Below are 16,054 nucleotides of genomic sequence, written 5' to 3' on the forward strand. Positions count from 1 at the left end.
TTTTGAAATCTACAATGAAGTTAATAACTAGTAGTTCAAAATTCCCGATAAATGCGCGTAATTTTTTGTTAAATCCCTACAGTCCCCTACCTTTGACAGTCCTAAACCGAAACCTTTTGAAAAACTTAATTCTCGCCAGTACCTCTACCGTTCACGGTGGCGCTTACCTTGACTATTTAAAACCGCAATTAGCACAGCATTTTAAAGATGCGAGCCGTATTATTTTTATTCCGTATGCACGGCCGGGTGGGATATCGCACGAATTATACACCGCCAAGGCGCAAGAGTTTTTCAAGCAATTGAATATTGAAGTCGTAGGCATTCACCAATTTAAGAATCCTGCTGAAGCCATCAGCAAAGCACAAGGCGTGTTTACCGGTGGCGGCAACACCTTTCTACTGGTAAAACAACTCTATGAGCAAAAAGTGCTTGAAGCGCTGCGCAATCGGTTGTATGAGAATATGCCGTATCTGGGTACCAGCGCAGGCACCAATATTGCCGGAGTGAGTATGCAAACCACAAATGATATGCCTATTGTTTATCCGCCTAGTTTTAAAACTTTAGGTGCGGTTCCTTTCAATATCAATCCGCATTATTTAGATCCTGTAGAAGGCAGCACGCATATGGGTGAAACCCGGGAAACCCGAATTAAAGAATTTCACCATTTCAATGCGCTTCCTGTAGTCGGGCTGCGTGAAGGCAGCTGGATCGAAGTCAAAAAGCGGGTATACACCTTACGCGGCCCACACAGTGCGCGTATTTTTGAAGCCGATAAGGCGCCGTATGAATTGCCTACAGACAGCGTAATTACCGTTAGCTAGAGTTTCTTCAAAAAGTGATAGCCTTTGATCACGTAGTTTTCATTCATATAAAACTTGTGACTGGGAAAGTTATGCACATACGCATTCAGTTCTGAAGTCTCACAACCTTGCTCCCGTGCATAATCGTAAATCCATTGAAAGGCTTGTTTGCCTAAACCTTGATTGCGGTATTCGGGTTTAATATAGACGTGATCTACCTCACAGGTTTTACCGGCATAATGCCGCACCGCAAACCATAAGCCAAATACGCCGGCAAGTTCTCCTTCTACATAGATTCCCCGACATTGATACCGGTGTTCAAACATTTCGGCAAAACGCGCTTTCAGCAGGTCTTCTGCTACGCTATGCTCCATCAACTCCTGCACCAGTGGTAAAAAGGTGTTAATGTCTTCTTTATACAAACGGGTGACCGTAATTTTGGACATAATTGCTAATTTTAAAAGCATATCCTTTTCAGAAAGGTCGAAAAGGTATTAAACAAAAAAGTGTTGCATTACAAGACCATGCGCAGGCAATGAATCTTGAAGTACGCCCACTGAAGTATTGAAAATTGACACAAAAATAATGGATTATACTATTCAACACAGAGAAAATGATAAACGCGGAATGTTCTGGATAGAAAGCGAAAGCGGAAAGATCTCAGAACTCACCTATACCGTGCAAGATAGCAGTACGATCATTGTAGATCATACCGAAACAAAAATGGAATTTGAACATCAGGGATACGCCAGCAAATTACTGGATCACACCGTTGCATGGGCGCGTTCTAACAACATCAAAATAGAGCCGCTTTGCCCGTTTGCCGAAGTTAAATTTGATGAGAACCCCGACTACGCCGATGTGCGTGCTTAAACCCTATTGAATTTGACCCAAAAAGATTTTACCGTTAAGCAAATTACAACTGCCGAAACCTATGCTGTGCGGCATCCTGTGCTACGCGCTGGCAGACCTGTCGAGACCTGCGCAATGCCGGGTGATGATGCCGAAGATACCTTTCACTTAGGACTTTTTGATGCTGAAAAACTCGTTGGGGTGGTCACCTTTATGAACGCTGCCAAAACACAATTTACCGGCAAGCAATACCAGCTGCGTGGTATGGCTGTTTTAGAAGCCTATCAAGGTAAAGGTCTCGGCAATATTCTTGTGACCGAAGGTGAACGACGACTTAAAGCTCAGGGCTATGACCTACTCTGGTGTAACGCCCGTATTAAAGCACTCAACTTTTATACCCGTAAAGGCTTTAAAATTGAAGGCGAACCTTTTGAGATCGAACCCATAGGCACACACTACCTGCTTTATAAAAATTTATGATGAAACGCAGACGCTTTATACAAACCACCGCTCTGGCAACCACCGCATTGAGCAGCTTCCCAAACTGGGCATTCCCTCAAGAAACCTTGAGTGCAGACCAACTTATAGGCCAAGGCAGTCCCGAGCTTATTGAAAAAGACGGCTACCGCCTGCGCCCTGCAGTGGCGAAAGCTTTCGATACAATGGCTGCTGCCGCACAACAAGACGGTATTGGTATTCAAGTGGTGTCGAGCTATCGCGATTATGCGCATCAAAACCGCATTTGGGAACGTAAATTCAAAAGTTATACGCGTAATGGAATGACCGAATTAGAGGCGATCAAAAAGATCATCGAGTACAGCACCATTCCCGGGACTTCGCGACACCATTGGGCAACCGATCTCGACATCATTCAGTCGGGAACTGGTGTGACCAGCAATGTGCTTGACCCTGATAAATTTCACGGTACTGGTCCGTTTTGCGAACTCAAAGCCTGGCTGGATGAACACGCGGAATCCTTCGGTTTTTATGAGGTGTACACCAATGACTATGGCCGCAAGGGTTTCAACTATGAGCCGTGGCATTTTAGCTACGCACCCCTTTCGGTAGGTTATCTTAAACAGTATAAACAATTGGATGTAGCGAAGATCCTTCAGCAGGAACACTTACTGGGGAGTGATTCCTTTACTTCAGCATTCATCAACCAGTACCGTACAGAGAATATTTTAGACATCAACCCTGCTCTTTTGAGCTAAAATCCTTAAAAAATGAAATTAGGCGGAAGAGCACTCAAATTAGTTTTAGGCGTAGCCATCGTTGCTTTTGGCGTTATCCGCTATTGCGGGAGTCAGGAAGAAAACCCGTATACCGGCAGAACACAAGCCATTAGTCTTTCTACCGAAGAAGAGATCGCCATCGGTTTACAGAATGCTCCCATAATGGCCGAACAACACGGCGGCTTATACCCGGATCAGCGCCTGCAAGATCAGGTGGATGCTGTTGGTAAAAAACTGGTAGACAACACCATCGCTCAAGAAACACCCTATACCTATGAATTTCATTTACTCAGTGATCCCAATACGGTGAATGCCTTTGCGTTACCGGGCGGTCAGATCTTTATTACTTACGCGCTTTATAAACGACTGAACAGCGAAGATCAATTAGCCGGTATTCTGGGGCACGAGATCGGTCACGTGGTGGGGCGACATTCGGCGGAGCGTATTGCGCAAAGCGAACTTGCCAATACGGTGGCCACCGGGGCGCAAGTAGGTGCAGACGCGGGAATGCTCGCCAGTCAGTTAGGCCAAACCATCCTGCTTAAAAATGGTCGCGGGGACGAACTCGAAAGTGATGATCTGGGTGTAAAATTTATGCTTGAGGCCGGTTACGATCCCGAAGCGCTCATCGAGGTGATGCAGATTCTAAAAGAAGCTGGTGGCGGGCAGCGCATACCGGAGTTTCAGAGCAGCCACCCTGACCCCGATAATCGTATTGAGAAAATACGTGCCGCTATAACAAAATACCGCAATTGATCTCATTGCAACACACTCCCGAAGCCAACGTTATTAAAACGCAAAGTTTTCGTAATTCGCGTTAAGAGTGATTATCTTTGTAGTACAACTAGAAAAACCATGAATAAGAAAGTCATTTTAATGATCCTCGATGGATGGGGATTTGCACCTAATAAAGAAGTCTCTGCAGTAGATCTTGCTGAAACTCCGTTTATTGATTCGTTATACACCAAATATCCACACGCGCAGTTGCTTACTCACGGTGGTAATGTAGGCTTGCCTGATGGACAAATGGGAAACAGCGAAGTAGGTCATATGAACCTGGGCGCGGGTCGCATTGTATACCAGGATTTTGCCAAGATCAACAAGGCGCTTAAAGAAGATAAATTACGCGAACAAAAGGAGCTTAAAGATGCTTTTGCTTACGCGAAAGAGAACAAGAAGCCTATTCACCTTTTAGGTCTGGTTTCAGACGGTGGGGTGCACGCGCACATCGACCACGCCAAAGGCCTGATCAAAGCGGCCAATGAAGTGGGTGTTGAAGAAGTTTATGTACACGCTTTTACCGATGGTCGTGACGTGGACCCACAAAGCGGCGCCGGCTTTATTGAAGACCTTGATGGGTATGCGAAAGAAAACGGAGCTAAACTGGCGAGCATCACCGGCCGTTACTTTGCGATGGACCGTGACACCCGTTGGGAGCGTGTTAAGAAAGCCTATGACGCTGCAGTAAAAGGGATCGGGACCAAAACTACAGATCCGGTTGCTGCGATCAAACAATCCTATGCAGACGGTACTACCGACGAATTCCTAGAACCTTTGGTGATCACCGAAAATGATGCACCCGTTGCCACGATCAAAGAAGGCGATGTGGTTTTATTCTTCAACTACCGTACCGACCGTGGACGCGAATTGACACGTATGCTTTCTCAGGAAGACTTCCCTGAGCAGGATACTAAAAAACTCGATCTGTACTATGTGACGATGACCAACTACGATCAGACGTTTGAGAACATTCACATCATTTTTGATAAAGACAACCTGACCAATACGATTGGTGAGGTGGTTGCTGCTGCAGGGAAAAAGCAGATTCGTATTGCGGAGACTGAAAAATACCCACACGTGACGTTCTTCTTTTCGGGAGGACGTGAAAAAGAATTTGAAGGCGAAACCCGTTTGATCGCAAAATCTCCAGATGTAGCAACTTACGACCTGAAGCCTGAAATGAGCGCCTATGAAGTGCGTGATAAGATCACTGCCGAATTGAAAAAAGAAGAAGTAGACTTTGTTTGCCTCAACTTCGCCAATCCGGATATGGTAGGACACACCGGAGTGATCGAAGCTGCCATCGCTGCCTGCGAAGCGGTAGACAGCTGCGCTAAAGACGTGATCGAGACCGGTCTGGAGCACGGCTACAGTACCATCGTGATCGCCGACCACGGAAACTGCGAAACCATGAAAAATGAAGACGGTTCGCCAAACACGGCACACACGATCAACCCGGTGCCGATCATCGTGGTAGACAACGACATCAAGAGCGTAAAAGACGGTATTTTAGGAAACGTCTCTCCTACCATTTTAGATATGATGGGTGTTGACAAACCTGAAGAAATGGACCAGGAAAGCCTGGTAAGCTAAAACAAACAAACTATGAAAACCTATAAAACAGGCCTTTTAGCCCTTGCACTGGGTGCATTGGTGAGCTGCAAGACCACCACTACGACCAGCGCTTCTAAAGCTCCTGAGGTTCTTGCAGCACCGGAAGCTCCGGCTAAACCGGCAACGCCACAACAACCGGAAATGCTCACCGGTGCGACCGAGCGTATGGAACTGCAAACCGGTACTTTTGGTTCGTGGTTTAACCCACGCTATGCCGAGTATGACATCAATAAAGACGTGGTGATGCAACTCAAGCCGCTATTAGAAGATGTAGACGTGACCATTTTTATGGGAACCTGGTGTGGCGATAGTAAACGCGAGACGCCTCGCTTCTACAAGATCTTAGATGCGGCAGGAAAGACACAAGACATCGAACTCATCACAGTAGATCGCTCTAAAACCACGCCGGAAGGCTTGGAAAAAGGCAAAGACATCAAGCGCGTACCTACCTTGATCTTTAGTAAGAACGGTACCGAGCTGGGCCGCATTGTAGAATATCCTATTGAAAGTCTGGAGCAAGATATGTTGAAGATCTTACAGGGCAAACCGTATAAACACGCCTACGCCGACTAGGCTCAAGCCAGACAAACTTTATTAAAAAGCGATAGTTCTTTAGGAGCTGTCGCTTTTTTTATTAGTTAATTTAAAGTAAATGCTTTTCAAGCTCTATTCCAAAACACGCTGTATTAAACTTTAAGTATAATACAAACCTCTTCTACTTTAGAAACCTTAGCTTTAAAGGAATTACGTTATAAACTATACCTTCCTTTATGAGATGTTCTTTCCTTCTAGTTCTTATGTTTTTTGGCATTACAGCAACCGCACAAAACGATATCAGCATTGGCCACACCGAAAGCCTATACTCTGAACTCATGCAAGAAGAGCGTAAACTGGACATTCACTTACCACAAAATTACGACACTACAAAAAAGACTTATCCCGTATTATACCTGTTAGACAGCTACTACAATTTTAAACACGTAGTGGGCACGGTAGAATATCTGATACTTAACCGAAAGATTCCCGACTTGATCATTGTAGGCATACGCAATACGAACAGAGCTCGAGACCTTACCCCTGACGCTTCAGAAATAGGAGAATATCATCAAAAAAGATTAGGAACAACCGCTGGAGCAGATGCCTTTTTATCTTTTATCGAAAAAGAACTCATTCCGCATATTGAAAAAAACTATAGAGCTTCCCCATATCGTATTTTAGAAGGACACTCTTTAGGCGGACTTTTTAGCGTCTATACTATTTTCCAAAAACCGGAACTTTTTAGCAGTCACGTGATCATCAGTCCGAGTTTGTGGTACACAAACAAAACCATAGAACAAGCTTTAGAAGATGTATTCCCTGATCCTGCTCCACTTAAAAACACCTCCTACTACGTGTCTTTAGCTACAGAAAATGGCGGTACCATGCGCGGGAATATTTACAAATTGAACGGTGAGTTTGCCAACTATAGCAATGCGCATAAGGATGCCAACATACGCTACAAATACGAGTCTATGCCCTTAGAATCTCACGGATCCCTCGGTCTGCCATCTACCTTTTTTGGGCTTCGCTATATTTTTGAACCTACCCAGTACGAAGTGCCCAGTACTCCCGAAGCCATTAAAGCTCAAGGCGGACCGCAACAGGCGCTTACAAAAACCTTAGCCTATTTTGACCAACTCTCTGAACAGTATGGTTTTGAGGTCACCAATGAATATGCGTTAATCGACTTAGGGTATAAATTCATAAAAATTGAGGAGTACAAACCGTACGCCGTAGAAGTATTTACAGAAAATGTAAAAGCACACCCTAATTCTTTTGATGCCCACTCGACTTTAGGTATGGCGTATGAAGAAATGGATGATTTGCTTAAGGCTAAAGAACACTATGAAAAAGCCTTAGAACTCGTCTTGGCAACAGGAGATCCCGAATGGACTTTCTATCAAATTGACCTGGATAACATCAACCAAAAGATCGCCAACCAAAAGAAATAGCACTCTAAAAACCAATCATTTACCCACAAATCCCACGCTTATCCTAAAGAATATGCTTAATTTATAGGTCCATCAAAAAACAGCCTATGCAATCTATTCTTATCCTGTGTATCACATTTTTGGTCGTTTGTACAACCGCTTATGCGCAAGAAGCTTCCAACTTAGAACCAACGGACTTTACTATCGAGAAAGACCTGCTGCTGCTATTTTACGATTGTAAGACCGATGTGGATGATTTGCACTCGATCGCCGGGTTTGCTACCCTCTTATCCCACCCCGATCTGGAACAGCTGAACTATCACGGCGTCGCCGGAACCTATGGCATTCAGGATGGGCTTTATGTACCGCCAAACACACTGATGCAACAGGCCTATGGCACGCGATGGACGGACGCGCACAACGGTTTTGCTCAGGCTATCGAGAAGCTACTCCCTATGTTGCTGGAAACCTTACAACAAGATGGCGACCTCTGGATCGCCGAGGCCGGGCAATCTGATTTTTCGGCAGCGCTGGTCAAAGCAGTACTGCAAAAAGTACCTCAACTTGATTCCCATAAGCGCATTCATATCGTACAACACAGCGACTGGAATGAACGTAAAACGTCACCCGAAGCCCTCACTTACGTCAAAGCGACTACCGATTATCGTAAGATCCCGGACGGCAACGCTACAGGTAACGGTTCGCCGGGTTTGCGGGATGCCCAGGTGAATCCTTTAAACCTGACCTTAAAGAACCGCGAACTTGAAAAGCTCTGGGAGTTGGCTTTTAAACTTTCGGCACAGTACAACGGGAAGGAAGGACGGCACAACAACGCAGCGATCGCCAAAGGCGGAGTCGATTTTTCAGACTTAGTCGAAGTATGCTATATTCTAAACCTGCAAGAGCTTAAGGATGCCGAACAATTCTTTAAAAGGTATGCCTATTAATTGTAGAACATCCCTAAATTCTGTCTGGCAAATCTTGCAAAACCTTAGGGATTTGTTAAGAATCCCAATAAACACGCTAAACTCTTCCTAATTAAATACCGGGACTCATCTCATCTTTTGCGCATTATCTAACTTTAAGAAAATCAACTAACCCTTAAATTTTCATCTATGAAAAACTATACCAAATTTGTCTTGATGCTATTTTGCTCTGCGCTATCGATGTACATCACCATGTATTTCAACACCTATGAGCTGAGTCATATTTTTTTCAGTTGGACGCGTATGTATATGACTTTTATAGGGATTGGAGGTATGGCGCTGGTTATGTTCTTTTTTATGCGGGGAATGTATACCAACAAAGCCAAAAATATAGGAATTATAGGCGGAAGCCTGCTATTGATGGGAGTCTCCACCACCTTGGTACGCACTCAAACGCCCATTGAAGATGTACGCTGGATGAAGGCCATGATCCCTCATCACTCGATCGCTATTTTGACCAGTACCCGTGCTGAGATCAAAGATCCTGAAGTACGTCAACTGGCAGATGAAATCATCAAGGCGCAAAAGAAAGAGATCAAGGAGATGAAACAAATGATCAAAAGACTTGAAGCAGAACAGGAATGATTTAAACCACCTGCCACCTTATGTACAGACTTTTATTCCTCGTGTTTAGCCTATTAAGTGTTCTGATGTTTTCTTCAGTAGCTCAAGAAACCGCAGCCCCTTTTCGTGTTGCGCCGCTTTTTAATCTGGACAAGCCCAATACCTTAGGCTTAGATGAAGCTCCCGGAGCGGAAACCTTTACGCTCTTTGCTCCCAAAGCAACGCAGAACACCTACAATCACGGGGTGGTTCTGTTTCCGTTTAAAGACAAATTGTACGCGCAGTGGCAGAGTTCGTCTAAAGATGAGGACGGCCCAGACACTCAGGTTATGTACAGCAGCAGTAGTGACGGGCAGCATTGGGACACTCCAAAACCACTAACCTCAATGGGAGAGCACGGCATAAAAACCAGCGGCGGCTGGTATAGTGACGGTACGACCTTGATCGCATATATCAATGTATGGCAGGATGCTGAAAAAGATCCCAAGCAAGGCCATACCGTTTACCGAAGTTCTACAGACGGTATACAGTGGACAGAAGAACGACCGGTAACAGAAGCCTACGGGCAGCCGGTATTAGGCATCATCGAGCAAGATGTACGCGCTTTACCAAGTGGTCGCTTGCTTACTGCTTTTCACCTGCAACCGGGACTGCAATGCACCCCGTATTATACCGATGATCCCCTTGGGGTAAGCGGCTGGACCGCAGGAGCACTACCCCCAATGCCCGGCAGCAGCCCCACGATGAGCCGCGGCATCGAACCTTCCTGGTTTTCCCGAAGCGACGATGCTGTGGTAATGGTATTTCGGGATCAGGAAAGTTCGTTTAAAAAATTGGCTTCCCTTAGCAAAGATCAGGGGGTTACATGGTCTACACCCGTACTCATCAACACCCCCGATTCCCGAGCCAAACAAAGCGCAGGGAATTTACCCGACGGCACCGCCTTTATGGTCAACAACCCCACCGGCAGCAAACGCCGCTTTCCGCTGGTGATCACCTTAAGCGATGACGGGTTTTTCTTCGACAGAGCGTTTAGACTGCGCAGTGGCGGTAATGACCTGCAAGCCTTACGCGTGCCCGGCAAGTACAAACGCGCCGGCTACAGCTACCCCAAAAGTGTGCTTTGGCAAGAGCACCTGTATGTGGGCTATGCTACCAACAAAGAAGATGTACAGCTTACGCGTATCCCGATAAGCCATCTCGGTGCAATCAGCGATGGTAATCGCTAGAAACACAAGCTTCATTTCGAGATCTCCTGAAGGTTTTATTGAGGCAGGCGTATTGGATGCTTAAGCCTTGCTAATCCATGAATTGATATACACGAGGTGTACTTCAAGGTTTACTAAGCGAAAAAGAGTATCTTCCACAGACCTATTTAACGATCAAAACACCGCTTAGCAGATGCATCCTTCTTTTCATTGCAATTTATGCGACCACCAAGAAAAAAGTTTGGCTCAGGGAACAACCTGTGCGTTAACCGCACGTAAGCCGGAATTCAGCAATACCTGCTCAAAAATCACATTGAACCAGAAGTTTGAAGACCGACTTAAAGAAGTGAACATCCACTACACGAAACTCCAGAAACAACAGCTACTCACCTACGTTTACTTTTTTGCTTTTTTAAGTATTGGTCTGGCAGTGATCGCCGGTGGCTACCTCTTTGGGGTTTATGTTTACGACCAAGGGTTTATTTCAACGGTACCGCTCACCATAATGGCAATAGGCTTAGCTCCACTAGGTATGGCTATAGGCACACTACACAAACACCGCCAAAATTTAGCTAGCGCAAAAAGGAACAAGGCCAAAGTAGATGCTGTTTTAAAACCCTATAATATTACCTACACCATAGCTATAGACTTTGGCAAAAGCTATCATGGGGTTCAGGAAGTATATGCCGATTTGAAGCTTAAAGGATTACCCGGAATACGCTAGTCCTTAGCTGCACTATTTTATGGATTAAACACAACAGCTAGAGATCTTTTTAAAAATCCTATCTTGAGCTATCAATCTTAAAAGTCGTACTATGAACAGCTTTTACCTTCTTGCTTGCTTACTTTTTGTAGTGATCAGCGCTGCCTTTTATTGTACTACGCACCCACATTTTAAAAAAGCATACGGTAAAAAAGCGTGGAACACGTGGACGCCTCGTGTGTTTTACTGGCAAGGCACATTGGTTGTGGGAAGCTTAGGCACTTTTGCCGTGCTTTATCTTTTACGTACTGCAGCAGTAGTTTCTTTTTAAGTTCCTAAAGCGAAAACTACTATGAAAAAATCCTTAGCCGTTTTTAAGCGGAAAAAAAGCCGCATAAACTCCAGCTTCTTTTATAATCTCTTCTTTTAAAAGCAAAGTATCAGTACCACCGAAACCCATAGCGTCCCTCCTCAGGAAAAGCCCTTGCGGTTGCAAGAATACGGCGTAGGCATTTTTAAAGCTGCTGCTACCAAGTCGGCATTGAAGAAATTGCTGAAGAAAGGCTACCTAAGCATTGACGGTAGGCCGGCGAGTACGGCTACCTGGATCAAAGGTGGTGAACAGCTTAGCTTGCGCATACCGCAACAACCGAATAATCAGAAAAAGCTTCGGTTAGTCTTAGATGTGCTGTATGAAGATGAATTTCTAGCCGTGGTACACAAACCTGCCGGTATCTTAGTCAGTGGCAACAGTTTTAAAACGGTGGCACGCGCGCTACCGCAAAATCTAAATGCAAGCAGCGCACCCGATGCCTGCACGCCACAACCGGCACACCGTCTGGATTATGCAACTACCGGAGCCGTTTTAGTAGGTAAAACCCGCGAAAGCATCCGACAGCTGAACCAACTTTTTGAAGACAAAGCAATTACCAAAACCTATTATGCGGTGACCCTTGGCGTGATGCCCGCGTCAGGAACCATCAATACACCTGTTGACGGTAAAGCAGCCGTTTCTGTGTATACCCTTGTGGCTTCGGTAGCTTCGCCACGTTTTGAACAACTCAATCTTGTGCGCCTGCAACCTCAAACCGGACGGCGGCATCAGCTGCGTAAACATCTCGCCGGAATAGGCCATCCCATCTTAGGCGATCGGGACTATTGCCCCAAAGAACTTCTGCTTCAGGGAAAAGGCATGTATCTGCACGCCTTCAGTCTTCGGTTTAATCACCCGCAAAAACTGCAACCCGTCGCAATTACGGCACCACTTCCGCAGAAATTTTTAAAATTGTTCCCCAATAGCAACAAAGACATGCTTGAATTGCGCGACACTGCTTCAGGAAACGAAAATACCGACACCTCATCTTTTAAAAAACCTCTGAAATGAAACATCAATTGCTTTTGACCTTAGGCCTTTTAATGACCAGCTTGAGTTTTGGTCAAACCTATTTCAGCAAACAAGAGGTCAGAGAAGAACTGAACACACTTAAAAAAACGCTGATCGACGCGCACTATAATGCCTTTGCCTATACCACTCCAGAAGCTTTTGAAGCAGGGTATCAAGATGTATACAACAAGATCACGCAGGATTCTCTAAGCCTTTTAGAAACCACAAACCTGCTGCAACAGCTTCCCGCCTTATTGAAGAACGGACACACGCTTATTGATTTCCCTGCCCCGTCCTACATCGCTTATGCACAAGAAGGCGGTACGGTTTTCCCGCTGGAGCTTGCCTTTGAAGCCGATACGGTGTATGTAAGAAAGAATTGGTCTACAGAAGCTGAAATTCACCCCGGAACACGGCTGCTACGCATCAATGGGCAGCCCATAACCGAGATCGTCTCCCGCATACGCCCCCAGATCGCTGCCGAACGTCCCTATTTTAGCAATGCGTTTTTAGAAGGATTTTCTTTCCCGCGCTATTACTGGCAAGTCTTTGGTACACAGGAAAACTTCAGCGTAACGCTGCAGGAAGACGGTCATCCCAAAACCTACACTTTAGCTGCTATACCCGCGATAGAAGCTTATGAAATGCGTAGAAACGAAGTGATCAACAGCACACAAAAGCTGCAGTTCTATGAGCAGGCTGCGTATTTGAGTCCGGGCGCTTTTAGTGGTGCGCTTGAAGAATATAAAAGCTTTATCGATTCGGCCTTTACAGCGATCAACACGCGCAAAAGTGCAAACCTTATCATCGACCTGAGAAACAATCCCGGAGGGGATGATGCCTTTAGCGACTATCTGGTAGGCTATCTTGCCCGGCAGCCGTTTCAATGGAATTCCAGCTTCCGGCTAAAAACGAGCGAAGCGCTTAAAGCACACATCAGGGCCAAGCAAGACACGACTGCTGCCTTTTGGAAGCGGGCACTCAACCGCCCTAACGGCACGCAATACGCCTATCGTTTTGAGCCTACATCACCCCAACCGGAACACTTGCGGTATACCGGCAAGGTGTATGCACTCATCAACCGGCAATCCTATTCGCAGGCCGCAGTGACGGCAGCACAGCTTCAAGACTATAAGTTGGCTACCCTGGTAGGCGAAGAAACCGCAGATTATCCCAGTTTATATGCGTCTGTGTTTCGGTATACCTTACCCATTACCGGTATTGAAGTACAAATTGCCAAAGGCTATATCGTACGTGTAAATGGAAGTGAGCGCGCCGAAGGGGTACTCCCCGATCTGTTTATTCGTGATCATTTGCTGGATGAAGAAGACGAGATCTTAAACCAACTTTTGAAGCACTTGTCGAAAAGCTGATCGCTCATTTTGCAATTCACAGGAAAGTACGAGTTTTGCGGGCAAGTGATCCTTTGTTATGCGCAACACGTTTCAACACCCCTATTTCGCTAAAACTTCAGCCGAACAAAACCGCTATATGTTATATGCCATAGGCATTACCGTTATACTTGGCATATTGGCTTTTCTTCTCTTCTGGTGGTTGCACCTCTTGTTTGTGGGTATTTTGATCTGTTTTATACTCATCACACTTCTGGCTCCCTTTGTAGACGTCCCCGGAATGGTCAAAGCCGGAAAGCTGAGCTATCATTCCGTTTTCCTATTGGCCGAAGCACCTAAAGACGGCGTGCTTAACCTGCACGGCGGCACCTTGTTTGACTATGTCTATGTTTTAGACTTTAAAGCGTCGGGCAAAGCGCGGACTGCATTTATTCTACAACACTACTTAGAAGGGCTTTTGCATCTTATAGCAACCTATGAGCAGCAGGAAGCACCGCTTACCCTCCGCTGGACGAGCTATATCGTGAATCAACGCACCGCAGCCCGTTTAGGCTTTAAACCCCAACCCAAGGACGGTTTGCAGCAGCTGATTCTCGCCTTTAATTATGGCAATCTCTTAGTGAGTAACTCGCTGGCCAAAGGCAAACTCAGCTTCCCAAAATTGAGCGCTACGCAGACTTATGAAGCCTCGCTAGAGGATCTTATGGTGCGTAAAGCCTATATCAAACAATTGCTCAAGCGTATGCAAGGCTAGCCCCGGCTTCCCGAAAGCTTACAACAGCCCTAAATAGGTGCTGTAAGCATAGCTATCGCCTGTAGGAGTGCTGAAGGTTGCCCAGAAATGTACCGGCGCCGCTGCGAGCGCTTCCGGAAGTTCTAATGCTACCTGTGCGGCAGCACGTGTCGCGCAGGCTTCAAAAAACACATACGCGCCGGTTTGTGGCACATAGCCCATCACACTCAGCAGATCGTCAGCATGCGCAAAGGCTTGCGTGCTATCGGGCTGCCATTCCAGAAATACTTCGGTATGCTCCCGTTGCTGTTGTACAGGATGGTAAGCTCTTCGCTTCCCGGTACTGATCAGGAATTTAGGATAGTCGATCACCGGCTTCCCCTGCTCTTGTTTCACCGCATATGTAAGTGTATAACTGCGTACAGCATCCCTAGCAGTTTTCATTTCAAGCCAATCGGTAAAACTCGTTTTTAAAAACGGATATATCGGTTTAATAAAATCACCACCACGTGTAAACCGATCACAGCTTTCCTGTCGCTTAGGGGTAAGTTTCTTCTTCTTGTAAACCGGCTTGCTACGCACAATAGTTTTCCCATTTTTGTCTTGTACGAATACTACCGGACCAACCAGCCCGGACCACATTCCTCCACCGTTATTTGACATCATTCCCATAATAGTTTTAATTTATTGATTATCAGGTAACTAAGCTAAATGCAAATTAGGAAATAACCTAATATTCATTTGATTTTGTTCGCCCTTTAATCATTGATTATCCGTTAATTAAGCATTGTTTGCCCATAAACACTGGGGTTTAATGGTAAAACAACGGATAAACTATGGATGAATAATGGTTAAAGCACGCAGGAATTGCGTACAAAACCCAGTGCTTTAACCTGTTTTAGCGCTGGGTTTTACGGCGTGATTTTGCCAATAACAGAAAATGAAAAAGAGCAATAAAAAGTGTTGATATCCCGACAGGGACTCTGATAATCAACTATATTTGTGCTGATATAACAAGTTGGCAATAATATGTAAAAAATGGACCTAAAAAGAATAATTTTAATTCTGATATTACTTTCTAAAATTTCAACTTTTTCTCAAGAAAAATATGAATATAAGATTGGAAAAAAATGGAATGGAAATAGAGAAGTTTATTCAATTATTAAAGACGGTGATACAATTTTAAAATTAGATAGCTCAAAGTATTTAAATACACTTCAGAATAAATTTAACCATTTTGCAATTTTTGAAATAAAAGGAAAAGGCGGTTGGAGTGCAATTGACATTAATGAAAATTACTTATTTCAGGTTTATAATAGATTGCAAGGAGAACCATTTCCTGACTATTTAAAAGAAAATCGAATTCGAATTGTAGGTGAAAATAATAAAATTGGATTTGCAAACTCTCTTGGAGAAATTATAATCAAACCACAATTTAAACGAGTAACAGAATTTGACAATGGATTTGCAATATTTCAATCCGAATGTGTCAAAATTAAGAACGACGAAAATAAAGGTGAACACCCAGGAGTTAGATATGAATGTGAAAAAATTGGATATATAGATAAAAATGGGAATATTATACAGATTGGAGATTTTGACTTTAACGAATTAAGACGCCGAATTAATTGGAATGGAAATTAAAATACTATTGCCAACACCGGCTATAGTTCATTGCTACGGAATTTTCAACCGAAAATTCCACGCAAATTTGCTATATTAGTCGCTACGGCGGAAAATTCTACCGAATTTTCACGCAACGAAACCATAGCCAAACACGTTGTAAAACATTTACGAAAAACGAATGAACAAAAATTTAACCTTCCTATTTCTGACTTTAATTTGCTTAACTGCATTTGGACAAAATGCATCG

19 protein-coding genes are annotated in these 16,054 nt (G+C 44.7%); 17 read left to right on the forward strand and 2 right to left on the reverse strand.

The window, feature by feature from the left end; translation table 11 throughout:
• Nucleotides 1–116 precede the first annotated feature (116 nt).
• Complete coding sequence (gene pepE, locus MED217_RS14660; RefSeq protein WP_009781331.1) at nucleotides 117–821, forward strand: dipeptidase PepE; 705 nt, start codon at nucleotides 117–119, stop codon at nucleotides 819–821.
• Here the strand turns inward: pepE and MED217_RS14665 are convergent.
• Nucleotides 818–1,246, reverse strand: coding sequence for a GNAT family N-acetyltransferase (locus tag MED217_RS14665; protein ID WP_154648953.1), 429 nt, complete (start codon nucleotides 1,244–1,246; stop codon nucleotides 818–820). The genes pepE and MED217_RS14665 overlap by 4 nt on opposite strands.
• Nucleotides 1,247–1,385: 139 nt before the next feature.
• Between MED217_RS14665 and MED217_RS14670 the strand changes: the two genes are divergently transcribed.
• The 15 genes from MED217_RS14670 (at nucleotide 1,386) to MED217_RS14740 (ending at nucleotide 14,202) form a co-directional block, all read left to right on the forward strand.
• The gene (locus tag MED217_RS14670; RefSeq protein ID WP_009781333.1) at nucleotides 1,386–1,673 is read left to right on the forward strand and encodes a GNAT family N-acetyltransferase; all 288 of its coding nucleotides are present in this window, start codon (nucleotides 1,386–1,388) and stop codon (nucleotides 1,671–1,673) included.
• 12 nt (nucleotides 1,674–1,685) lie between these two features.
• Nucleotides 1,686–2,132, forward strand: coding sequence for a GNAT family N-acetyltransferase (locus tag MED217_RS14675; protein ID WP_009781334.1), 447 nt, complete (start codon nucleotides 1,686–1,688; stop codon nucleotides 2,130–2,132).
• Nucleotides 2,129–2,866: a M15 family metallopeptidase gene (locus MED217_RS14680; RefSeq protein ID WP_009781335.1), complete on the forward strand. Its 738-nt coding sequence runs from the start codon at nucleotides 2,129–2,131 to the stop codon at nucleotides 2,864–2,866. The genes MED217_RS14675 and MED217_RS14680 overlap by 4 nt, the downstream gene beginning before the upstream one ends.
• 12 nt (nucleotides 2,867–2,878) lie before the next feature.
• Nucleotides 2,879–3,643 (forward strand): M48 family metalloprotease, encoded by a 765-nt coding sequence (locus MED217_RS14685; protein ID WP_009781336.1) that lies wholly within the window; start codon nucleotides 2,879–2,881, stop codon nucleotides 3,641–3,643.
• A gap of 99 nt (nucleotides 3,644–3,742) precedes the next feature.
• The gene (gene gpmI / locus MED217_RS14690; protein ID WP_009781337.1) at nucleotides 3,743–5,260 is read left to right on the forward strand and encodes a 2,3-bisphosphoglycerate-independent phosphoglycerate mutase; all 1,518 of its coding nucleotides are present in this window, start codon (nucleotides 3,743–3,745) and stop codon (nucleotides 5,258–5,260) included.
• 12 nt (nucleotides 5,261–5,272) lie between these two features.
• On the forward strand, nucleotides 5,273–5,854 hold the full coding sequence (locus MED217_RS14695) for a thioredoxin family protein (RefSeq protein ID WP_009781338.1): 582 nt from the start codon (nucleotides 5,273–5,275) through the stop codon (nucleotides 5,852–5,854).
• Nucleotides 5,855–6,051: 197 nt separating this feature from the next.
• Complete coding sequence (locus MED217_RS14700; RefSeq protein WP_154648954.1) at nucleotides 6,052–7,272, forward strand: alpha/beta hydrolase-fold protein; 1,221 nt, start codon at nucleotides 6,052–6,054, stop codon at nucleotides 7,270–7,272.
• 86 nt (nucleotides 7,273–7,358) lie between these two features.
• A complete protein-coding gene (locus MED217_RS14705; protein WP_009781340.1) occupies nucleotides 7,359–8,198 on the forward strand; it encodes a hypothetical protein in 840 nt (279 codons plus the stop codon).
• Nucleotides 8,199–8,366: 168 nt separating this feature from the next.
• Complete coding sequence (locus tag MED217_RS14710; protein WP_040532916.1) at nucleotides 8,367–8,822, forward strand: DUF305 domain-containing protein; 456 nt, start codon at nucleotides 8,367–8,369, stop codon at nucleotides 8,820–8,822.
• Between the two features lie 20 nt (nucleotides 8,823–8,842).
• Nucleotides 8,843–10,030, forward strand: coding sequence for an exo-alpha-sialidase (locus MED217_RS14715; protein ID WP_230199278.1), 1,188 nt, complete (start codon nucleotides 8,843–8,845; stop codon nucleotides 10,028–10,030).
• A gap of 172 nt (nucleotides 10,031–10,202) precedes the next feature.
• Complete coding sequence (locus MED217_RS14720; RefSeq protein ID WP_009781343.1) at nucleotides 10,203–10,733, forward strand: hypothetical protein; 531 nt, start codon at nucleotides 10,203–10,205, stop codon at nucleotides 10,731–10,733.
• 91 nt (nucleotides 10,734–10,824) lie between these two features.
• Nucleotides 10,825–11,043, forward strand: coding sequence for a hypothetical protein (locus MED217_RS14725; RefSeq protein ID WP_009781344.1), 219 nt, complete (start codon nucleotides 10,825–10,827; stop codon nucleotides 11,041–11,043).
• Nucleotides 11,044–11,202: 159 nt separating this feature from the next.
• Nucleotides 11,203–12,096 (forward strand): RluA family pseudouridine synthase, encoded by an 894-nt coding sequence (locus MED217_RS14730; protein ID WP_009781346.1) that lies wholly within the window; start codon nucleotides 11,203–11,205, stop codon nucleotides 12,094–12,096.
• Complete coding sequence (locus MED217_RS14735; RefSeq protein ID WP_009781347.1) at nucleotides 12,093–13,469, forward strand: S41 family peptidase; 1,377 nt, start codon at nucleotides 12,093–12,095, stop codon at nucleotides 13,467–13,469. The genes MED217_RS14730 and MED217_RS14735 overlap by 4 nt, the downstream gene beginning before the upstream one ends.
• Nucleotides 13,470–13,527: 58 nt before the next feature.
• Nucleotides 13,528–14,202, forward strand: coding sequence for a hypothetical protein (locus tag MED217_RS14740; RefSeq protein WP_040532918.1), 675 nt, complete (start codon nucleotides 13,528–13,530; stop codon nucleotides 14,200–14,202).
• Nucleotides 14,203–14,220: 18 nt separating this feature from the next.
• Here MED217_RS14740 and MED217_RS14745 read toward each other — a convergent pair whose 3' ends face one another.
• Entirely contained in the window at nucleotides 14,221–14,847 is a 627-nt protein-coding gene (locus tag MED217_RS14745; RefSeq protein ID WP_154648956.1) for a DUF6266 family protein, read from the reverse strand.
• A gap of 372 nt (nucleotides 14,848–15,219) precedes the next feature.
• Here MED217_RS14745 and MED217_RS14750 point away from each other — a divergent pair, with 372 nt between their 5' ends.
• A complete protein-coding gene (locus tag MED217_RS14750) occupies nucleotides 15,220–15,825 on the forward strand; it encodes a WG repeat-containing protein (RefSeq protein WP_009781350.1) in 606 nt (201 codons plus the stop codon).
• Nucleotides 15,826–16,054: the final 229 nt, after the last annotated feature.

It is taken from the genome of Leeuwenhoekiella blandensis MED217, from assembly GCF_000152985.1.
Lineage (GTDB): Bacteria > Bacteroidota > Bacteroidia > Flavobacteriales > Flavobacteriaceae > Leeuwenhoekiella > Leeuwenhoekiella blandensis.